The organism is Desulfonatronospira thiodismutans ASO3-1, from assembly GCF_000174435.1.
GTDB classification, from domain to species: Bacteria; Desulfobacterota; Desulfovibrionia; order Desulfovibrionales; family Desulfonatronovibrionaceae; genus Desulfonatronospira; species Desulfonatronospira thiodismutans.
On the sequence record NZ_ACJN02000003.1, the window covers coordinates 676042 to 697441 of the forward strand.

20 protein-coding genes are annotated in these 21400 nt (G+C 56.0%); 8 read left to right on the plus strand and 12 right to left on the minus strand.

Annotated elements, in window-relative coordinates:
• Window positions 1–105: 105 nt before the first annotated feature.
• The 5 genes from DTHIO_RS14965 to DTHIO_RS14985 form a co-directional block, all read right to left on the minus strand.
• On the minus strand, window positions 106–1023 hold the full coding sequence (locus DTHIO_RS14965) for a rhomboid family intramembrane serine protease (protein WP_008871101.1): 918 nt from the start codon (window positions 1021–1023) through the stop codon (window positions 106–108).
• Window positions 1024–1393: 370 nt separating this feature from the next.
• Entirely contained in the window at window positions 1394–3301 is a 1908-nt protein-coding gene (gene selB, locus DTHIO_RS14970; RefSeq protein WP_008871102.1) for a selenocysteine-specific translation elongation factor, read from the minus strand.
• 23 nt (window positions 3302–3324) lie between these two features.
• Window positions 3325–4707, minus strand: a complete 1383-nt coding sequence (locus tag DTHIO_RS14975; protein ID WP_008871103.1) for an aminopeptidase — start codon at window positions 4705–4707, stop codon at window positions 3325–3327.
• Between the two features lie 36 nt (window positions 4708–4743).
• Window positions 4744–6141 carry an L-seryl-tRNA(Sec) selenium transferase gene (gene selA, locus DTHIO_RS14980; protein WP_008871104.1) on the minus strand — a complete coding sequence of 466 codons (1398 nt, stop codon included), beginning with the start codon at window positions 6139–6141 and terminating at the stop codon, window positions 4744–4746.
• 78 nt (window positions 6142–6219) lie between these two features.
• Window positions 6220–7506: a bifunctional folylpolyglutamate synthase/dihydrofolate synthase gene (locus DTHIO_RS14985; RefSeq protein ID WP_008871105.1), complete on the minus strand. Its 1287-nt coding sequence runs from the start codon at window positions 7504–7506 to the stop codon at window positions 6220–6222.
• Between the two features lie 195 nt (window positions 7507–7701).
• Between DTHIO_RS14985 and DTHIO_RS14990 the strand changes: the two genes are divergently transcribed.
• The 8 genes from DTHIO_RS14990 to DTHIO_RS15025 are packed head-to-tail and all read left to right on the plus strand — an operon-like array spanning window position 7702 to window position 15658.
• On the plus strand, window positions 7702–9021 hold the full coding sequence (locus DTHIO_RS14990; RefSeq protein ID WP_008871106.1) for a malic enzyme-like NAD(P)-binding protein: 1320 nt from the start codon (window positions 7702–7704) through the stop codon (window positions 9019–9021).
• A gap of 24 nt (window positions 9022–9045) precedes the next feature.
• Window positions 9046–9399, plus strand: coding sequence for a hydrogenase maturation nickel metallochaperone HypA/HybF (locus tag DTHIO_RS14995; protein ID WP_008871107.1), 354 nt, complete (start codon window positions 9046–9048; stop codon window positions 9397–9399).
• A 19-nt stretch (window positions 9400–9418) separates the two neighbouring features.
• Entirely contained in the window at window positions 9419–10081 is a 663-nt protein-coding gene (gene hypB, locus DTHIO_RS15000) for a hydrogenase nickel incorporation protein HypB (protein ID WP_008871108.1), read from the plus strand.
• 48 nt (window positions 10082–10129) lie between these two features.
• Window positions 10130–11011: an Mrp/NBP35 family ATP-binding protein gene (locus DTHIO_RS15005; protein WP_008871109.1), complete on the plus strand. Its 882-nt coding sequence runs from the start codon at window positions 10130–10132 to the stop codon at window positions 11009–11011.
• Window positions 11008–11676, plus strand: a complete 669-nt coding sequence (locus DTHIO_RS15010; protein WP_008871110.1) for a tetratricopeptide repeat protein — start codon at window positions 11008–11010, stop codon at window positions 11674–11676. Before DTHIO_RS15005 ends, DTHIO_RS15010 begins: the two co-directional genes overlap by 4 nt.
• Window positions 11677–11681: 5 nt before the next feature.
• The gene (iorA, locus tag DTHIO_RS15015; protein WP_008871111.1) at window positions 11682–13514 is read left to right on the plus strand and encodes an indolepyruvate ferredoxin oxidoreductase subunit alpha; all 1833 of its coding nucleotides are present in this window, start codon (window positions 11682–11684) and stop codon (window positions 13512–13514) included.
• 3 nt (window positions 13515–13517) lie between these two features.
• Window positions 13518–14114 carry an indolepyruvate oxidoreductase subunit beta gene (locus DTHIO_RS15020; protein ID WP_008871112.1) on the plus strand — a complete coding sequence of 199 codons (597 nt, stop codon included), beginning with the start codon at window positions 13518–13520 and terminating at the stop codon, window positions 14112–14114.
• Window positions 14115–14125: 11 nt separating this feature from the next.
• Window positions 14126–15658 (plus strand): sigma-54-dependent Fis family transcriptional regulator, encoded by a 1533-nt coding sequence (locus DTHIO_RS15025; RefSeq protein WP_008871113.1) that lies wholly within the window; start codon window positions 14126–14128, stop codon window positions 15656–15658.
• Window positions 15659–15736: 78 nt separating this feature from the next.
• Here DTHIO_RS15025 and icd read toward each other — a convergent pair whose 3' ends face one another.
• The 7 genes from icd to DTHIO_RS15060 form a co-directional block, all read right to left on the minus strand.
• Window positions 15737–16918: an NADP-dependent isocitrate dehydrogenase gene (icd, locus tag DTHIO_RS15030; RefSeq protein WP_083804016.1), complete on the minus strand. Its 1182-nt coding sequence runs from the start codon at window positions 16916–16918 to the stop codon at window positions 15737–15739.
• A gap of 15 nt (window positions 16919–16933) precedes the next feature.
• Complete coding sequence (gene aroC / locus DTHIO_RS15035; RefSeq protein WP_008871115.1) at window positions 16934–18001, minus strand: chorismate synthase; 1068 nt, start codon at window positions 17999–18001, stop codon at window positions 16934–16936.
• A gap of 12 nt (window positions 18002–18013) precedes the next feature.
• Window positions 18014–18436 (minus strand): PPC domain-containing DNA-binding protein, encoded by a 423-nt coding sequence (locus tag DTHIO_RS15040; protein ID WP_008871116.1) that lies wholly within the window; start codon window positions 18434–18436, stop codon window positions 18014–18016.
• A 17-nt stretch (window positions 18437–18453) separates the two neighbouring features.
• The gene (locus DTHIO_RS15045; protein WP_008871117.1) at window positions 18454–18822 is read right to left on the minus strand and encodes an Hpt domain-containing protein; all 369 of its coding nucleotides are present in this window, start codon (window positions 18820–18822) and stop codon (window positions 18454–18456) included.
• Between the two features lie 170 nt (window positions 18823–18992).
• On the minus strand, window positions 18993–19424 hold the full coding sequence (locus tag DTHIO_RS15050; protein ID WP_008871118.1) for an RrF2 family transcriptional regulator: 432 nt from the start codon (window positions 19422–19424) through the stop codon (window positions 18993–18995).
• Window positions 19425–19657: 233 nt separating this feature from the next.
• On the minus strand, window positions 19658–20809 hold the full coding sequence (locus DTHIO_RS15055) for a M20 family metallopeptidase (protein ID WP_008871119.1): 1152 nt from the start codon (window positions 20807–20809) through the stop codon (window positions 19658–19660).
• Window positions 20802–21383 carry a GNAT family N-acetyltransferase gene (locus tag DTHIO_RS15060; RefSeq protein WP_008871120.1) on the minus strand — a complete coding sequence of 194 codons (582 nt, stop codon included), beginning with the start codon at window positions 21381–21383 and terminating at the stop codon, window positions 20802–20804. The genes DTHIO_RS15055 and DTHIO_RS15060 overlap by 8 nt, the downstream gene beginning before the upstream one ends.
• Between the last annotated feature and the right edge of the window lie 17 nt (window positions 21384–21400).

Here is a 21400-nt window from a genome sequence, read left to right on the forward strand (position 1 = left end):
TGGAGTGAGTTTTTGCGGCCTTTTTGACAAATTCCGGAGCCTGCTTTCACGGATTCAGGTTGATGAGTTAAAAAGCCCTGGCCTGCCCCTGGAATGCGGTACTTATCAAAAAAGCACATCCATAAGACCCTCTCCCCACAGGGCCATGAGCCAGCTTTCCACCACCAGGAGCCCGGCGGTGATTCCGAAAAGAAAATCCACCCGCTGCAGGCTTTCCTGCATGTCCACCGCCCTGAGGGTCAGGATGCCCAGCCCGAAACCTGCAGCCAGGCCGAAGAGGTGCGCCCCCACGTCGGTATTCTCACCCCCCACACCCAGCATGGCCAGCAGGGCCAGACCCAGGACAAAGGCATTGCCCATGGACAGCCTGGAAAATTTTACAGAGTGTATGGACATGATGCCCACCGCTGCAAACACGGCCGTGGAAAAACCGATGCTGTTGTGGGCCGGAGACATGACTATGGCGTTTATATAATTGCCCAGGGCCCCGGCAGCCAGGATGGTCAGCCAGCCCAGGCCCAGGCCCAGGCGGGAGCATACCGCCACCACAAAAGGAGCCCCTATGATAACATTGCCCAGGACATGGGCCGGGTCCCCGTGCAGGGTCAGAGCGGTGATGGTCCGCCACCATTCCCCGCCTGTAATTATCTTTGAAGCATTGGCGCTGCCCTGTTCCAGCCAGGGCAGAAACTGCCATTCGGACTGCCCCAGCCCTTCGTAGACCACGGTAAAAAAAAGAAGCAAAAGAGACAGGACAAAAAGGGAGCTGACAGCATTCTGCTGCCTGGGAGCCTGGTCCGGCTCGTACTTCTCCAGCTCCACTTCCTCTTCTTCGTAGCGACGCACTTCCTCCACGGCCCGGGGTGCCTGGGAAGCCGGAACCATAATACGCCCATGCTCCCAGTGATAATCCACGCCCATGGCAATGAGCACCAGCTCCCACTCCTTTTTCTTGCTCCCATCCCCCCTGTACAGCCCCAGAAGGTCCAGCTCCTTTATCAGATCCCTGTAGTTTTCAGACATTCATGTATTTCCGGGGCATATCTGGTTGCGGCCTTTTTGATTATCCTGCGGTAACTATTCAGCACCTGCGAACGAAAAGTCAGGGTCCGGGGGTTCGGCAAACAGGGTCCCGCACTTACTTTTTCTATGTCTGACCAATTTTCAAATCAAGACTTGCCAAAAAGTAAGTGCGGGATCTGAACGACGCGTAGTCACGCCTGTGGCGTGATTAATCAAAACCGTAAAACACCGAACCTGATTCAAAGCATGTTACAGGAAATATCCTGGTTATCAAACCCGTGTATAGGTTTTGATTTACGCTTCCTTGGAGCGAGTTTTTACGTCCTGTTTGCCGAATTTCCGGACCATGTGGAATAGTAACGCAGAATATTTACGATCTCTTGCGCAGCTTGCGCTTGTCCCCCACCCTCATGGTCAGCTTTTCCTTGTCCATGAATTCCATAAGGGGTATAGCGAACTTGCGCGAAAGCCCGGTAATCTCCTTGAATTCCACCGGTCCCATTTCCTCGTTTTTCTCCAGGTAATCCTTGACCTTGTCCTTTAGTTCCTGAACCGCCCCGGCTGAAAAATAAAAATCCTCGTTTATCTTCACCAGTTCCTTTTCATCCTGCAAAAGCCTGAGCACAGGGCCTGCTTCCTTCATCTCCAGACCCAGTTCTTCCAGGAGCTTTTTCACAGTGGGGGGCTGAATCCCGGCCTGTCTGTAGGTCCGGGTAATCTTTTCCCGCAGCTTCTCCTGGTCCGCGGCCAGGGAGACCTTGTGCTGGGGCAGGCGGTAATACTCCTGTTCGGAAACTATCTTTTCGGCCCGCACCAGGCGCTCCAGGACAAAAAAGAACAGCTTTTCCGGGATATCCCTGGCCCATTTCCCGGCCAACTCCCCCCTGGACACGCCCTGGCGCATGGGAAATCTGCGGTGCAGTTCCTGAAGCTCTGCCAGCATGCTTTCTTCCAGCCTTTTTACCACCTCCCCGGCCACGTAGATGCGGCTTTCCTTGTCCACCAGAAATACTTCCTGCCGCCCCCCCATGAGCTGCAGCTTTTTCTGCAGCTCCTTGCTTTCCAGGTCTGTCAGGATCACCAGCTGGGCCAGGGAAAGACCTTTGCTTCCGGCAATCTCCAGCTGCACCTGGATAAGCTCTTCGGCCCTGGCCCGGGCCAGTCTTTCCAGAGTCTGTACCTGGCTGGAAAACCTTTTTACCTTGCCCGCCAGTGGATTTATTATCCCGGCCCCGGCAATGGTCCGCAGGGGGGAGTATGAGCGGATGACGCAGCGATCTCCGTAAACACCGGCCATGGGGTCCTCGAAACGCACCTGGCAGACGCACCTTTCCCCGGGCTCCAGCTTGTCCCGGTCCAGGAGATAGATCCTGGCCAGGACTTCCTTGGCCCCGTGATGAAAATGCACCTGGGTGCGGTGCTTCAAGGGCCTGGGGGCGGATTCTAAGTGGGTAAGCTCCAGGTCCCAGGCCCTGGAGGGAAAAAGGGTGCCTGGTTTGCCCAGAACAAAACCGCGTTCCAGGTCCTCCACCTCCAGCCCGTGCAGATTGACCGCGGTGCGCATCCCGGCCTGGCTCTCCTGGGTCTGCTCCCCGTGCACCTGCAGGGAGCGAACCTTGGAGGTTATCTCCTGAGGATAAATCATGACCTCTTCCCCAACCTTTATCCGTCCGGAGACCGTGGTCCCGGTAATAACCGTGCCATGTCCGCGCATGGTGAAAATCCTGTCCATGGGCAGACGGAAAAGATCCGAGCGGCGATGCGGCTTGAACTCCCCGGCCATCTGCCGGATATGCCCCAGAAGCTCCTGGATGCCTTGGCCGGTATGCGCAGAAACCGGGACCACAGGAGCATCCTTTAGAAAAGTGTCCTGCAGGTAGTCGGACACATCCTCCTGCACCAGCTCCAGCCACTCGGGATCAGCCATGTCGGTCTTGGTCAGGGCCACCAGTCCGGTCTCCACCCCCAGCAGGGTGCATACATCCAGATGCTCCCGTGTCTGGGGCATGACCCCTTCGTCCGCCGCGATTACCAGCAAAACAAAATCTATGCCCGAGGCCCCGGAAACCATGTTCTTGACAAAACGCTCATGCCCGGGGACATCGATTATCCCCAGGCGCATTCCCGGCTCCAGGTCCATGAAGGCAAAACCCAGCTCAATGGTAATGCCGCGTTTTTTTTCCTCCACCAGCCGGTCGCATTCCATGCCGGACAGGGCCTTGATAAGAGTGGTCTTGCCGTGATCTATATGCCCGGCAGTCCCCATTATGACAGGCATTTTAACTCCTGTAAGAGGTTGGTTTAGTTGTTCCCGGCCTTGAAAAACTCCGAATAGGCCAGATAAGCCGCGTAGACATCGGCCTTGCTCACGATCTCAAAAGGGCTGTGCATCCCCAGAACCCCTGGGCCGAAATCTATAATATCCATGCCGTATACCGCCAGGAACTTGGCCACTGTGCCGCCTCCGCCCAGGTCCACCTTGCCGGTTTCAGCCATCTGCCAGGGTACGCCTGCCCTGTTGAGAATTGCCCGCAGCCAGCCGATGTATTCGGCGTGGGCATCATTGGCTCCCACCTTGCCCCTGTGTCCGGTGAATTTACAAAAGACAGGACCGTGGCCTATGAGGGAGGCATTAAGCTTTTCATGCACATCCTGGTAATCCGGATCCATGGCCGCGTGCACATCAGCGGATACGGCCCGGGTGGCGGAATACATGGTCCTGGGACGGGTCGCAGGCTCCCAGTTCTCCAGAAGTTCTTCCAGGCAGTACTGCATGAACAGGGACCTGGCGCTGCTGGAGCCTTCGGAGCCGATCTCCTCCTTGTCCCAGAAAATGGCCACCCGGGTATACTGGGGCTCACCCTTCTGCAAAAAGGCCTCCATGCCGGTGAAGACGCATACCCGGTCATCATGACCATATCCGCCGATAAGCCCCTGGTCCAGGCCTACGAACCTGGCCGGGCCTGCCGGAACCGCCTGCAGTTCTGCACTGTAGAGATCCTCCTCCACAATACCGAACTTCTGGTTCAAAAGGTGCAGGACGTTTTTCTTGACCGCCTTTTTTTCCCCCTCTTCCCCGGAGTCTTTTGTGTCCCGGGAATAAGGCATATGACCTAGGACGACGTTCAGCTTCTCGGCCTCAAAGGCCTGGGACAGCTTCTTTTCAATCTGCTTCTGGGCCAGATGCGGCAGCAGGTCGGACACGGTGAACACCGGATCACTTTCTTTCTCGCCGATGTTTACGTCTATCCTGGTGCCGTCGGTCTTGATTATCACCCCGTGCAGGGCCAGGGGCCTGGCCAGCCACTGGTGCTTGCGAATGCCTCCGTAGTAATGGGTCTTGGCCAGGCTCACCTGGCACTCCTCGTAAACCGGTCTCTGCTTGAGATCCAGGCGCGGGGTATCAGCATGCGCCCCCAGCAGGCGCACTCCCTGGGCCAGGGGCTTTTTTCCCTTCCAGGCCAGAAAGATACTCTTGCCCTTGTGCACCTTGAAAACCTTATCCGAACTCCAGTCCTCTGAAAAACCGCTTTCCACGGCTCTGGAGCGCACCCACTCCACGGTTTCGCGCTCTGTCTTGCACCGGCTGAGAAACTCCACGTACCTGCGGGCCATTTTATCCATGGCCCCCCTGTGCTTCTTGCTCTTGTATACTTCCCAGCAGTTCCTGGTCTTGAACTCCATATATTCCCCTGTATTATCAGTTAATTGTCTTTACTCTCAAAGGATATCCTTGAGCACCGAAACCACCATCCCCATTTCAGAATCGTCAATGGTTCTGGGATCCAGGCAGAAAAAATCTTCTTCAACCCGCCCCACCAGAGGTGGGTCGGTATTTAAAAGCCTGTTTCTCATGTCCTGGCAGCTCAATCCGGCAATCTTGATGCCCACAAGTGTTGTGGGCAGATCCTGCTCCGGAAAGGCCCCGCCGCCCACTCTTGACTGGGCCGGAAAAACTGCAAGTTCCATGTCCGCCTTGATATTTCTTCGGATGCGGTTTTTAAGCCTGCGGGCCTTTTGCAGCAGATCCTTTTCCCCGGCGGTTATCATGCGCAGGGTGGGGATTTTGCTTCTAGCCAGCTCCGGGTCCAAATACATCCTGAGAGTAGACTCCAGGGCGGCCAGGGTCATCTTGTCTATGCGCAGGGCCCGGTTCATGGGATTTTTCTTTATAGGATCTATATATTTTTTTTCCCCCAGGATAATTCCGGCCTGGGGGCCGCCCAGAAGCTTATCCCCGCTGAAGGAGACCACCGAGACCCCGTCGCGGATTACCTGCTGCACAGTGGGCTCAGGCATGAAGTTATAACCGTGGGCCTGAAAGTCAAAAAAATTGCCGCTGCCCATATCCTCTATGACCGGCAGATCATGCTCCCGGCCCAGCTGAACCAGCTCTTTGAGGGGGACTTCCTTGTAGAACCCGATAATGCGGTAATTGGAGGTGTGCACTTTCATGAGCGCCCCAGTGTCCGGGCCAATTGCCTGGCGGTAGTCCTTTAAGTGAGTACGGTTGGTGGCCCCCACCTCCCTTAAATGCGCGCCGGACTTGGCCATGACCTCCGGGATACGAAATGACCCGCCTATCTCCACCAGCTGGCTCCTGGAGACCACTACTTCCCTGCCCCTGGCCAGGGTGTCCAGCACCAGCAGGACTGCGGCAGCGTTGTTGTTCACCACCAGGCCGGCCTCGGCCCCGGAAATACGGCAGAGCAGGTCTTCCACGTGGGAATAGCGACTGCCTCTCTGGCCTGTATCTAAGGAAAATTCCAGGTTGGAATAGTGCCTGCATGCCTCGCTCACGGAGGCAGCAGCCTCGTGGGTGAGAATGGAGCGGCCCAGGTTGGTATGGATAACCACCCCGGTGGCGTTTATGACCCGCCGGAAATGCGGCCTGGAATGCGCCCTGAGGTAAGCCAGCAGCCTGGGCTGCAGTACACTGGCTTCCAGGTCGCTCTCCCGGGCTATGACCCCGGAGCGGATCTCCTCGCGGCACAGGTCCAGAAAGTCATTTACCAGGTCCCGGAGCATATTCCGGGGCAGTCCTGCCAGATCAGGGTCCTGGACCGCTCCGGCCAGGACCGAGTCCACCGAAGGCAGACTGCGATAAAGCTTAGACAAGTTTTCCTCCTGTAATTGCAGTAGTACTTCGTGTCTGACAGGTCGGACGTGTCTGACCTGTCTGACCTGTCAGACCTGTCAGAACAGTGCGATCCCTTTCTTTTTCATCCACTCCGGAAAAAGCCTGTACACATGTCCCAGCAGGTACAAAGAGCCGCACACCAGCACCGGGTCGTCCCCCGGAGCAAGGCCCTTCAAGAACCCCTCCAGATCATCCAGGGGCTTTGCCCCGTCACCCATCATGCTCAAAAGCTCCTGCCTGTCCATGCTCCTGGGACCAGAACCCATGTCCGGCACCAGCACCCTGGCCGGGTAAAAGCGCCTGAGCATCTGCAGCATGGGCTCTATCTCCTTGTCGCTCAGACAGGTAAAAACAATATGACCGGGTCTTATGGCCAGGCCCCCAAGAAAGGAATGCACCCGGTCCATGGCACCGGGATTGTGCGCCCCGTCCAGAATAATCAGTGGGTCCCTGCTTACCACGTGCATCCTTCCCGGCAGAAATGTATCCTGCAGGGCCTGCAGGCACTTCTGCGGATCCATCTTCAGGTCAAACCTTCTTGAGAGTATCCGCCAGGCCACAAGAGCGGTCTCTGCATTCTGCAGCTGGTAATCCCCATGGATACCCGGCACGTCCGTGCCCACAAAAAAATCCGGCTCCCCGGTAAAATAAGTACCTGCATCTTTTTGTACAAAAAAGTCCTGCACCCGGTAAAGGCTGCTTCCGACCCCGGAGGCTGTACTCTGCACAGTTTCCGCTGCCTGAGGATAATTCTGCCGGGCCAGGACCACCGTGGAGTCCGCACGCACGGCCATGGCCTTGTCCCGGGCTATCTCTTCAATGGTCTCTCCCAGAATGCTGGTATGGTCCATGTCTATGCAGGTATAGACCTGCAGTCCTGCTTCCAGGGTGGTGGTGGCGTCATACCTGCCTCCCAGGCCGGCCTCCATGACACCAAGGTCCACCCCGGCGTCACGGAACATGAGCACCGCCGCCAGGGTCAAAAACTCAAAATACGTTAGTTCCAGATCTCCGCAGGACCCATCCAACAGGTTGGCCGCCTTGAGCCAGGCCTTGTCCGGTAGCTTTTTACCGTTTACCAGTGCCCTCTCCTTGACGCTTACCAGGTGCGGAGAAGTAAAGATGCCTGTTTTAAGTCCATGCATCCGGGCCAGGCTTTCCAGGTAGGAAGCGGTGGATCCTTTGCCGTTGGTGCCTATGATCTGTACCAGGTATGGCTCCCCCGGCCTGAAATCCACCCTTTGCAGGGCCTTTTGCATCCTTTCCAGGCCAAGCTCCATGCGAAAAAGCCCCAGGTGATCCAGATATTCCTGCAACACACTAAAATCATTAAATTTATACATTTTGGCTTAAATATCTGCTTGATAAGAAAAAATAATTGGCATAGAATAATCAGTTTGTGGCCGAAACCAGTAAGACTGCTGAATACGAAACATAATATTTGTCAACATCAAAACCATGCCGGCGGAAATCAAAAAAATTTTACAGGCTGCCTGTAATAATACTTTCACCTTCCACTGGTCAAAAAAGGTAAAATAATGCCCCTGTTCACCCCCCGAGAATCCCTTGATTACCACAGCATGGGCAGGAAGGGCAAACTGGAAGTTGTCCCCGCCAAACCCTGCACCACCCAGAAACACCTGTCCATGGCCTACAGTCCAGGAGTGGCCAACTCCTGCCTGGAGATAGCCAGGGACCCGGACCAGGTCTTCAGCTACACCAACAAGGGCAACCTGGTGGCGGTGATTTCCAACGGCACCGCCGTCCTGGGACTGGGCAACATCGGCCCCCTGGCGGCCAAGCCGGTCATGGAAGGCAAGGGGGTGCTGTTCAAGGCCTTTGCTGATATAGACGTCTACGACCTGAACATCAACCAGAGCGACCCGGAAAAATTTATCCAGTGGGTCAAGATGGTGGAGCCCACCTTCGGGGGCATCAACCTCGAAGACATCAAGGCCCCGGAATGCTTCGAGATAGAGGAGACTCTCATCCGGGAGATGGACATCCCTGTTTTTCACGACGATCAGCACGGCACGGCCATTATCTCCGGGGCCGGGCTTTTAAACGCCCTGGAAATCACCGGCAAAAATATCCAGGACATAAAAATGGTGGTCTCCGGGGGGGGAGCTGCGGCCATTTCCTGCTGCCGCTTTTACGTCAGCATGGGCCTTCCCGCGGAAAACATATTCATGTACGATACCCGCGGACTCATTCACCAGGGCCGAAGCGACCTCAACCCCTACAAAAAACAGTTTGCCCAGGCCAATGACGCAGGCAGCATAAAAGATACCCTCAAGGGGGCCGACGTGTTTATCGGGCTGTCGGTCAAAGACCTGCTTAACCGGGACATGGTCCGCTCCATGGCAAGACCAGCCATAATCTTCGCCATGGCCAACCCTGATCCCGAGATTTCCTATCACGAAGCCAAGGCGGCGGACCCGGAGTGTATCATGGGCACGGGGCGCTCCGACTTTCCCAACCAGGTCAACAATGTATCCGGGTTTCCGTTTATTTTCCGGGGAGCCCTGGACGTGCGCGCCAGAGGTATTAACGAGGACATGAAACTGGCTGCGGCCCGCTCTCTGGCCGCCCTGGCCAAGGAGCCGGTTCCGGAGGAAATACTTGAGGCCTACGGGGTAGGCGAAATGAGCTTCGGCCCGGATTACGTGATCCCCAAACCCCTGGACCCCAGGATAGTTGAATGGGAAGCCCCGGCAGTGGCCAGGGCGGCCGTGCAGAGCGGCCTGGCCAGGACCGGCATTGATATGGACAGTTACCAGCAGTCCCTTAAAACCCGCATGGCCGAATCCCAGAAAAGAATCCGGGAGTTTATCAGGTCTTACAGTTTGAATTTTTAGCCTTATAACAAGATTAATACCTCCATGCACGAAATGTCCATAGCCCAGAACCTGATCCGCATAGTGGAGCAGGAAATGGCTCAAAACGACGCCCGCAGGCTTTTGCGGGTAAAAATATCCTACGGACGCATCTCGGCCATTGTTCCCGAGGCCCTGCAGACCGCCTTTCAGGCCCTGACCAGTCAGACTCCTCTGGAGGGAGCTGTCCTGGAAACCAGGGAAGTGCCCCTGAAAGTCCGCTGCCGGGAATGCGCAGCCGAGTTTTCTCCTCAGGACCGGGATATGCTTATCATGACCTGCACCAGCTGCGGAGCCGAATTCGGGCATGAAGTCATCTCCGGCAAGGAGCTTCTGGTTGAGGAAATGGAAGTTGAATAATCAAAACCGGGGAAAATAAATGCAGATAAAAGTACTGCGCAATATACTGGAGGCCAACGACCGCATTTCAGACCAGCTGCGGGAAATGTTCAGGCAAAAGGGCATCCTGGTCATCAATCTCATGAGTTCACCCGGTGCCGGCAAGACCTCCCTGCTGGAAAAGACCCTGGACCAGTTAAGAGACGAGTTCAGCATGGCGGTTATAGAGGGTGATCTTCAGACCAGCAACGATGCCGAAAGAATAGCCGCCACCGGGGCCCAGGTGCTGCAGATCAACACCGAGGGCGGCTGCCACTTAGACAGTTCCATGGTCCAGGAGGCCGCAGGTAAAATGGACCTGGACCAGACCGACATCCTGTTTGTGGAAAACGTGGGCAACCTGGTCTGCCCGGCTGAATTTTCCGTGGGCGAGGATTTCAAGGTGACCATCCTTAGCGTGGTGGAAGGCGATGACAAACCGGAAAAGTATCCCCTCATCTTCGCCGAATCCAGGGTGCTGCTTCTAAACAAGACCGACCTGCTGCCTTACGTGGATTTTGACATGGACAAGGCTTCGGGGTTTGCCAGAAACATAAATAAAAACATAGAAATTTTCCCCCTCTCGGCCAGAACCGGGGAAGGACTTGAGCCCTGGCACGAATGGCTTAGAAAAGAGGTGCACAGGAAAAAAAAGGGCAACTAAAACCCATAAAAATATCCGCCCCAAAAGGGGCATTCCACGGAGGATAATATGAAGGACCTGAAAATGGCGCCCACATGTCCCGGCGCTCAAGATAAGCAGAAAGAAAAACAGGACAAAGATGCCAAACTGCGCAGCCGCATGGACAGGATCAGTAAAAAACTGGTGGTCATGAGCGGCAAGGGCGGCGTGGGCAAAAGTACAGTAGCCGCCAATATGGCCGTGGGGCTTAGCCTGCAGGGCTACCGGGTGGGTCTTCTGGACCTGGATGTACACGGACCGAGCATCCCCAGGCTGTTAAGCCTCACCGGGGAGAAGCCCCACATGGACAAGGATTTCATGGAACCCGTCCCCTGGAGCAGGAACCTGTGGGTCATGTCCCTGGGCTTTTTACTGCCCAGCAACCAGGATGCGGTCATCTGGCGCGGTCCGGTCAAGATGGGCCTTATCCGGCAGTTTCTGCAGGACGTGGCCTGGGGTGAGCTGGACTATCTCGTAGTGGACTGCCCTCCCGGAACCGGGGACGAGCCCATGACCGTTCTGCAGCTTCTGGGAGAAGGAACCGGGGCGGTCATCGTCACCACCCCCCAGGCGGTGGCCGTGGACGACGTTCGCCGCTCAGTAAGCTTCTGCCGGGACATGGATACTCCTGTTGCCGGCATAGTGGAAAACATGAGCGGATACGTATGCCACAGCTGCAACGAACACCTGGATATCTTCACCTCAGGGGGAGGCGAGAGCCTGGCCCGGGAAATGAATGTCCCCTTCCTGGGACGCATCCCCATAGACCCGGAAATAGTTCGTTCCGGAGACGAAGGCTATATTTACGTCAAGACCCACCCCCAGAGTCCGGCGGCCCTGATCATCAGTTCCATGCTTGAAAGTGTGACAGCTGACAACAGAAAAGACGCAGAAGCAACGGAGGCCATATGACAGATCCCGGCAACAGGAAGGGATTTCTGGACAGGCTCATGAGCGAGGCGGACGAAACCGCCCATCCCCTGCTGCAAAAGATCCAGGAATACCAGAAAATGATCCTCACGGTGGTTGTGGCCGTGGTAATAGGTGCGGCCTCCTATTCCGGGTACACCTTTTTTACCGAGAGGGCCCAGCAACAGGCCCAGGAAGAAATGAATGAAATACTGGCCATGCAGGACCAGGAGGAAAGAATACAGGCCCTGGAGAAATTTCTGGAGGACGCACCCGGTGCCATGCAGGGGGGGGCTCTATTCGAGCTTACCCGTATCTACATGGACACGGGCAAATACCAGGAGGCCGCCGATGCCTTCAGCCGCCTGGAGAAAAAGGACGATTCCCTTCAGCCCCTGGCCCTTCTGGGCCGGGCCAAGGCTTATGAACTCATGCAGGACTATGCCAGGGCTCTGGAGATCCTGCAGGAGGCCGGGGACGAGTTTCCCAGGGAGTTTATAAACCAGTACCACACCCAGAAGGCCTTTGTGGCTGAACAGGCAGGGGATTATCAGCAGGCCCTGGAGTCATACCAGAGCCTTAAAGAGCTGGCCCACGGAGCAGATGATGGATTTATCCGCTACAAGATAGACAGCTTGCGTAAAAAGACAGAACAACAAGGGAGCTAAGACTGATGAATCTTTTAGATCCAAAATCCGGGGCCAGGGAGTTGCTCCTGGGCAACGAGGCCATCGTCCGCGGTGCATTAGAAGCCGGAGTGGGATTTATTTCCTGCTACCCGGGCACCCCTTCCTCGGAAGTTCCGGACACCTTTTTCCGCCTTTCAGACAGAGGAGATTATTACTTTGAGTACTCCATCAACGAGAAAGTGGCCATGGAGGTCGCCGGAGGTGCTGCCCTGGGAGGCGTCCCCACCCTGGTGACCATGAAGCATGTAGGCGTCAACGTTGCTGCAGACCCCTTGATGACCCTGGCCTACATCGGCACTCCAGGGGGCTTAGTCATCCTGTGCGCCGATGATCCAGGGTGTCATTCCAGCCAGAACGAACAGGACAACCGCTATTATGTGCGCCTGGCCGGTCTGCCCTGCTTTGAGCCGGCCACTGCCCAGGAATGCAAGGACATGACCCGGGAGGCCTTTGAGCTTTCAGTTAGATGGCAGCAGCCCATCATGCTGCGCACCACCACCAGGATCAACCACATGCGCGGTCCCGTGACCTTCGGAGAACTTCCGCCGGCAAAAATCAGCGGAGAGTTCGTCAAGAACCCCCAGCGTTTCGTATCGGTCCCGGCAGTGGGCAGGGCCAGGCACAAGGCCCTTCTAACCAACCTGGAAAAAATACGCCCGGAGATAAATTCCTCCCCCTGGAACCGTGTTTACGGCCAGGGCAATGACGGGGTCATAGTTTCCGGGGTCAGCAGGGCCTATCTCTCGGACGTACTAAAGCTTTACCCGGACCTGAAGGTAAAAGTCCTGGAACTGGGTCTGGGATATCCTTTCCCGCAGGACCTGGTTGCGGATTTTGTGCAAAGCGTGGACAGGGTCCTGGTCCTGGAAGAACTGGAACCCATCCTGGAAAACGAGGTCCGGCTGGTCTGCCAGAAACGCGGACTGAGCACCCATGTTCAGGGCAAGGACCAGGATCTGCCCCTGTTTGATGAATACTCCACCTCCGGGGTCACTGCCGCCCTGCACCGCTTCCTGGGGCGCGATGTGCCGGACCAGCAAATATGCAGCATTGAGCAGGAAAAACTGCCCGCCCGGCCGCCCAATCTGTGCGCCGGCTGCTCGCACCGCTCGGTATATGTCCGGGTGCGCAAAATTTTCGGTGATGACGCTGTATACTCCTCGGATATCGGCTGTTATACTCTGGGCATGCTCCCGCCCCTGAAGGCCGCGGATTTTCTTTTGTGCATGGGCTCGTCGGTATCCTCTGGATGCGGCATGTCCAGGGCCGTAAAAAATCCGGTGGTGGCCTTCATCGGCGACTCCACCTTCTTTCATTCCGGAATTACCGGCCTGGCCAACGCGGTCTACAACCAGCACGATCTTCTGCTGGTTATCCTGGACAACAGGACCACGGCCATGACCGGGCACCAGCCCCATCCGGGAGTGGACCAGTCCCTGTACAACAAAAAGCCCGGACACCTGGACATTGAACCATTAGTCAAGGCCTGCGGAGTGGAACAGGTGAAAAAGGTCAAGGCCCTGAACCAGAAAGCCCTGGACCAGGCCTTAAACGAGATGAAGGACGCCCCGGGTGTCCGGGTGCTCATTGCTGAAGAGCCCTGCCCCCTGTACGCCCGCAGGGTACTGGGACAGAAAAGGACCCAGAAGGCAAAGGTGGCTGTATCCGACGAATCCAGCCTTGAATGCCTGCACACCCTGGCCTGCCCCGCCTTTTACCTGGAAGGAGAAGAGGTCCGCATAAGTCCTGTACACTGTGCCGGCTGCATGGTCTGTGTCCAGCTCAGCAGCAGTATCAAACCCGAGAGCAGGAGTTAAACCATGAAACCCTTACGCATCTTTTTTTCCGGTGTAGGCGGCCAGGGCACCCTGACAGCCACCAGGCTCCTGGCGGAAACCGCCCTGGAAAACGGTATGGAAGTAACCGCCGGTGAAATCCACGGCATGGCCCAGCGAGGCGGAGTAGTACACTCCTTTGTGCTGGTGGGTGGTTATATGAGCCCCAAAATATCTCATGCAGAGGCGGACATCCTTCTTGGGTTCGAGCCCCTGGAGACTCTGCGGGCTCTGCCCTTTCTGCGGCCCGGCGGGCTGGCCCTAAGCAGCGATACCCCCATCCCGCCTTTGTCCGTTTCCATGGGAAAGGAACAATATCCGGATATTGACTACATCCGGGAAAATGTCGCCGGATGCGCCGGAAAATCATACTTTGTCCCCTGTACCGAACTGGCCGGCCAGGCAGGCAATGTTCAGACCGCCAACACGGTACTTCTGGGGGCCTTTTTTGCAGGCGGATTTTTTGAGCTGGACTTGGACGTCTTTTTGAAGGGTATCCAGAAAAGACTTCCTCCAAAACTGGTGGATGCAAACCTCAAGGCCGCCAGGCTGGGCGCTGAGTTTATCTCTTCGGCAAATTAACCGTAACGCTTATGAAAGAAAATAATTACCTGGTTGCCCTGGAAAACCTGCTCATGCACCACGGCTGGCAGGGACCGCTGCGCGAAGGCTTAGAGAAACTGCTTCAGGCCACAGCGGATGAAATGGGCTACAGGCGTATTTCTCTGGCCATATTCGATCCCAAGACCCAGAGCATCGAATTCAGCCTGTATATCGGGTTCACCAAGACCCCCAAGTATTCCTACACCCCGGGACAGGGAATCATCGGCCAGGTGGTCAAGGAACAGTCCCCTATTATCGTTCCCCTGATGAAGGACGACCCCAACTTCCTGAACCTGGCCTTTGACCGCACCCCGGAAGAACTGGCCAGCATGTCTTTTATCTCGGTGCCCATTAAACGCCACAGCCAGGAAAACGAGACAGAGATTCTGGGAGTCTTAAACGCCGAGATGGACCTGCGGGATCTGCCGGAACTGGAGACCAACTGCCGGTTTCTGCAGGTGCTGGGCATGTTTATTGCCAGACAGACCTCTTTTCTGCAGGAAGAGGTCAGCCGGCAGAAAGAGCTGCCCCAGTTCACCACAGCAGAGATCAACACAGCCAGGCAGAGCATGTCCGAGAGTCAGCTCATTTCCACCTCCAAAGTCATGAACATGATCATGAACCAGGTCATGCAGGTGGCCCCCAGCCGGGCCACGGTACTTATCCGGGGGGAATCAGGCACGGGCAAGGAACTTCTGGCCGAGGCCATTCACAGAATGAGCCCCAGAAAGGACAAGCCCTTCATCAAGCTCAACTGCGCCTCCCTGCCCGGGGAGCTCCTGGAAAGTGAGCTTTTCGGATATGAACGGGGAGCCTTTACCGGGGCGGTGGGTCAGAAAAAGGGACGCTTTGAGCTGGCTCACCTCGGCACCCTTTTTCTGGACGAAATAGGAGAGTTAAGCGCCGAAGCACAGGCCAAACTGTTACGGGCCATCCAGGCCGGGGAGATTCAGCGGCTGGGAGGGGAAAAGACCACCCGGGTCAATGTGCGTATCGTCTGCGCCACCCATCAGCCCTTAGAAAACCGCATCGAAGAGGGTGCCTTCAGGGAGGACCTGTACTACCGCATCAATGTCTTTCCCATTTTCATCCCCCCCTTGAGGGAACGCAGGGAAGATATTCTGCCCCTGGCCGAGCACTTCCTGCAGACCTTCAGCAGAGAATACGAAAAAAACATCAAGCGCATTTCCACCCCGGCCATAGACCTGCTCATTCAGTATCACTGGCCGGGCAACGTGCGCGAACTGCGCAACTGCATGGAAAGGGCGGTACTTATGTGCTCCGAGGAGGTCATCCGTACCTATCACCTGCCCCCCACCTTGCAGACCGCCGAAAGCACCGCCACCGACACCGAGCTACCATTTGTGGAGACAGTGGCCCGCTTCGAACAGGAACTCATTATAGACGCCCTGAAAAAGGCCCGGGGCAACATGCTCCAGGCCGCCCGGGACCTGAAGGTCAGCTACCGCATCATCAACTACAAAGTCAAAAAATACCGCATCAATCCCAAGAGATACACCTGAGTCCGGGATGTCGGACCTGTCGGAGCTCTCTGACCTGTCGGACCCGTCCGACCCGTCTGACAGGTCCGACATACCACCCTACAGGTTCTCGCCAATGAGCTCCCCGAACTCTTTGCAGCCCACGGTCACGGCGTCCGGGATCTGTCGGGCCAGGTCCTGGGTAACCCTCTTGCTGGAGACCACCTTTTCAATGGAGGCGTGGATAAGATCCGAGGCCTTTTCCCAGCCGGCATGCTCCAGGAGCATGGCCCCGCTGAGGATCAGGCTGCCCGGGTTGACCACGTCCTTGCCGGCATAGGAGGGCACAGTGCCGTGGGTGGCCTCGAAAAAGGCCAGCCTGTCGCTCATGTTCACCCCGGGAGCCAGGCCCAGTCCGCCCACCTGAGCGGCCAGGGCATCCGATAGATAGTCCCCGTTCAAGTTGGTGGTGGCTATGACACTGTAGAGATCCGGCTTCAGGAGCACCTGCTGAAACATGGCATCGGCTATGCGGTCCTTGATGACCAGCCCGGTTTTGCCCTGACCTGCCTCGTCCTCGGTGATGGTCCTGTCGGCGTACTCCTCCCGGGCCAGTTCATAGCCCCAGGCCCTGAAGGCTCCTTCGGTGTACTTCATGATATTGCCCTTGTGCACTAAGGTCACGCTGGGCCTTTTCTTGTACAGGGCATAATCTATGGCCTTGCGCACCAAGCGCTTGCTGCCCTTCTCGGAAATGGGCTTGATGCCTATGCCGGACCCGGGCGCTATATCCGCCTTCATTTCATCGCGCAGGAAAGAGGCCACTTTTTCCGCTTCCGGGCTGCCTGCAGCCCACTCGATGCCGGCGTAGACGTCTTCGGTATTCTCCCTGAAGACCACCATATCCACCAGTTCAGGTCTTTTGAGAGGAGACATTATACCCTGGAAGTACCTCACCGGCCTGATACAGGCATACAGGTCCAGAACCTGGCGCAGGGTGACGTTGAGGCTGCGAAAACCCCCGCCCACAGGGGTGGCCAGGGGGCCCTTAATGGCCAGTTCAGCTTCCCTTAGGGTATCCAAGGTTCTGGCGGGCAGATACTCTCCTGTCTCTTTATAGGCTTTTTCCCCGGCCAGAAGCTCCACCCATTCCAGGCTGTGCTGGCCGCTGTAAGCCTTATCCAGGGCCTTGTCCAGTACCGGCCTGGTTGCCTGCCACACTTCGGGTCCTATACCGTCTCCCTCGATAAAATATGCAGTCTTGCGCACTGATAAACTCCGTTTGCTGTCTGGGTTAGTTATTGAGGTAGTTTCTTATCATCTATTCTCTGTCGTCTTTACAGCCCTCTGCAAAAGCACCATGTCCGCCAGCACCAGCATAACCATGGACTTGAGCACCGGCACAATGCGCGGGATGGCGCTTATATCATGGCGTCCGCCGATATTTACCCGTGTTTGAGTACCCTGTCTGGTCATGGTTTTCTGGGTTATGGCTATGGATGGAATGGGCTTTACCCCTGCCCGAACCACTAAGGGCTGGCCGGAAGTTATGCCTGCCAGCACTCCGCCGGCATGGTTAGACAAAAATCCATCAGGTCCCATCTGGTCATTGTTTTCACTGCCGCGCATCCTGGATGCGGCAAAGCCGGCCCCAATCTCCACACCCTTGACCGCCCCCACTCCCATGAGGGCGTAGGCCAGCCTGGCATCCAGCTTGTCGAATACCGGTTCTCCAAGTCCGGCAGGGACATTTTCAGCCCGGATCTCCACAATGCCTCCCAGGCTGTCCCCCTGGGATTTGACCTCCTGGACCAGTTCTTCCCAGATAGAGACCACCTCCGGATCCGGAGAGAAAAAGGGCCGCTTTTGGGCACCAGCCATGTCCTGCACCCGGGCCTGTATGCCTCCGAGTTCCGCAGTGTATGCCAGGACCCGGATGCCCAGGGTCCTTAGAAACTCCTGGGCCACGGCCCCGGCGGCCACCCGGGATACAGTCTCTCTTCCCGAGGACCTGCCCCCGCCACGGTAATCCCTGATGCCGTACTTGGCCTCGTAGGTGATGTCACCGTGCCCGGGACGATAAATATCCTTGATGCCTGAATAATCACGGGAGCGCTGGTCCTGGTTGGCAATATGAAAACCAATGGCGGTGCCGGTGGTGCGGCCCTCAAAAACCCCTGAGAGGATCTGGACCAGGTCCGCCTCCTTTCTTCTGGTGGAGGCTGCTCCCTGCCCGGGCTTTCTTTTGTCCAGCTCCCTCTGGATAATGTCCTCACTAAGAGCAATTCCCGGGGGACAACCCTGGATAATCCCTCCCAGTCCGGGGCCGTGAGACTCGCCGTAAGTTGTCACCCGGAAAAGGCTCCCGAAAGAGTCCTTACTCATGGATCTTTGCGCTTAGTCGAATTTCATGAGGTTCAGGCCCACATCATCGTCAAAACGCCTCTCAATGCTGCCCTGGGCCTGATCAATGACCACCTCGCAGGTACCGCTTATAAGGGCCCGGTTCAGGTGCCCCCCGAAAGCCCGGCATTCCTTGTCCGACACCGTGGCGTGCACGTGCAGGTAGACCTGGCCCTCCTTGGTGGTGACATTGCCGGCCAGGGCGGTGATTTCAAAGTCGCCCTTGAGTTCGGTGGACTGGTAAGTCTTGCTTGCGGTTTCAAAAAGTCCCAGCTTGATCTCCCCGGCCGCCCCGATACCGCTTATAGAGCCCAGGGTTATGCCTTGCTCCCTGCAAAAAGAGGCCAGAACCTCCAGCACTTCCTCTCCCCTGTCAATGCGGATGAACCATTTCTCACCGGCCTGTCTGTATTGCATTAAATGCACCTCCTTTTTTATCTCCACAGTTCCCTGCTGGTTATCAATTGTTCTACCTTTTGCGCTTCCTGGGTCAATTCCGCCACAACCCTTTCCATGGTCTGCAGGTCTTTGTCTTTGCCTGCTTTTTCCAGGCAGTAAGACATTTCTCTAAGCCTTGTCAGGCCTATTGAGGAACAGCCTCCCTTGAGGCCGTGGGCATTGCCGGCGACCTTATCGAAATCCCTGTTGTCCACTCCCTCCTGTATCCGGGGCAGATACATGGGAAGACTTTCCGATACAAAGACATCTGCAAGCTCTTGCAGAAAGTCCAGGCTGTCCATACATCTCTCCAGGGCTTCCTGCTGATCGAACCTGGGCAGATTTTCGAAATCCCGGCAACTCATAATCCCTCCTGCGCAGCAATCTGCGTGCGTATCTTTTCAGCGCTTCAAAGGATGCCTGCATTGTTGTAGATCCAGGAGCCCACCCTATAGTCTTGCAACCCCGGGCTCAAGGCCGGTTTTTTTCCTGGTGCAGTCAGCGCTCTAAACCATCCCCGCAGGCCGCAGGGGGGTCAGTGAACTTCTTTTGTATCCACTGGACAGGTGGAATCCCGCAGATCCGCCAGGGTGATACTGTGCAGTCTTGAAGAAACAGCTGCGTTGATGTCGTTCCAGACCATCCTGGTTTTGCAGTACATATGCTTTTCACAATGCTCCGGCTCCCCCAGGCAGGGGCACAATTCAATCCTGCCCTGCACAGCTTCCAGTATGGCACCCATGGTGATTTTCTCCGGCGGCACCGCCAGGACGTAACCTCCTCCAGGCCCCCTCAAGCCATCCACAAGGCCGGCCTTGCGCAACAGACGTACAATCTTCTCCAGGTACTTCTCTGAAATCCCCTGCCTCTGGGCTATGGTCTTGATGCGGATGGGACCGGTCTCATTGTGCTCGGCCATGTCCAGCATAAGCCTCGTACCATAACGGATGGTTGTGGATAGCTTCATAACAGCACCCCTTTTTTAATTGGTCTGAAAATTCAATTCATACCCTGAGAGTAGGTATCTGGTTATAATAAACCTCAAAAGTTGTCCAGAAATTTTTTTCACTATGATTTAAGTATCTATTAATAAGGGAGTGCTGAATAACTGTCGGAAAAGGCACTCAGAAAAATCTTGGTCCTGCTGCCGCATAGATACAGCTGGGTCCTGCAGGGACACACTGGTCCAGCGGCATATTTTCAAGTGTTGCTACTGGAATCATAATCCAGGCTTGCACATATCGCAGTATATATTCTGGCGGCGCTGGTCACCTCGGCCAGGCTGGTATGCTCATCCGGGGTATGAGCGGTCTCCAGCGAACCCGGGCCAAGGATCACAGGCCTGGATCCGGCCTCGTAGAAAAGGTTGCCGTCGGACTGGGAGCGGAAGATATTCTCATAGTAGGGAATACCCAGGTAATCGTACACAAAGCGCAGTTGTCCGGCCATATAATGGTCGCTGCCCAGGTCGTAACCGGGATATGACGACTCGAACCCCACTTCCAGGTTCAAATCGGCTATGAAATCATGGGCCTCCATGGCCCTCTGCCGGATGAGGCTCTTTAGCTTCTTCAGGTCCATCCCCGGCTGCAGATGCAGATCAATCCAGGTCTCGCACCTGTCCGGCACTACAAAACCCGCCCTGGACGAACTCATCTCCCGGATGGAATATACCAGGTCCGAACTTCCCTGCTGGAAGAGCTCGTGCCTGCCCAGATGCAGAAGGATCTTGAGCATGGACTCCACTGCGTTATGGCCCAGCTCCGGCAGAGATGAATGACTCTTGCGGCCGGTGGTCTCCAGGCAGGCCTCCAGGTAACCGTAATGGGAATAACAGGCTGCCAGACTGGTGGGCTCGCCAATGATTACCCAGGGAGGGCGTCTATTCTCAAGGAAAACCTCACTGCCGTCGCCGCTTTCCTCTTCACCCACAACAAGGGCAAGTCCCACCGGAGGGCGCTCAGCGGGTTCAAAGGCCCTGGCTAAGGCCATCCAGGTTTCCACCATGGCTGCACAACCGCCCTTCATATCCGCGCTGCCAAGCCCCCTTACAATGCCGCCCTGCTCATAAGGTCCCTCCTCGTCAAAATCCCAGTCCGCCACGGTATCCACGTGCCCCACCAGGTAAACCTGCGGATCCTTTGGTCCCATGGTAAGAAGCAGATTAAAGCGGTCCTCTTCCACTTCCTGGCGGGTCACCTCAAAACCTTCTTTTTTAAGCCAGTCCTCGATATAGACCTGGACATCCTTCTCCTTGCCCGATGGAGAATATATATCAATCATATCCACCAGCAACGACAAAAGCCGCTGGGGATCGATCTCCCTTACAGCCTTTTCAATTCTATCATGCATAACCGGTTCTCTTGGGGGTTTTCTTTTTCTGGACTATAGACTTCCTGCCGCTCTTGGGCCTTTTTTTCTTGCCACCCTTGGCCTTGGACTTGCGGCTCAGATTCATGCTCAAAAAAACATGCTCCTTCATGTCGTCAAAGCCCTGTTTCTGAAAAAAACGGATGGCGGAAACATTGTCCCCGGCTGTATCCACTATGACCATGCGCACGCCCATCTGCTCCATGCGCCTGACCACCTCCTTGAACAGGCGGTTGCCCACCCCTGCATGCTGCAGGTTCTTGCGCACCCCCAGCCAGGTCAGGTAGCCGTACTTCCAGGCCGATCTGGGCTTTTCCACAGTAGTGGCCAGGGCAAAGCCGACGATATGATCATCAAGTTCGGCCACAAGGCACAACTCGTTGTCAGAACTGTACAGGTTTATTATCTCGTATTCGTCCCATGTACGGTAAAGGCTGGTTGAAAACTCAGCCGTAAAAACCTCCTCTCCGATATGATATACAGGGGCCAGGTCATCAATGCCCATCTCCCTGATACGAATTTTTGGAGCTTTTATCTCATCATCCGACGTTTCCATTTCCTCCTCCGGTTAAA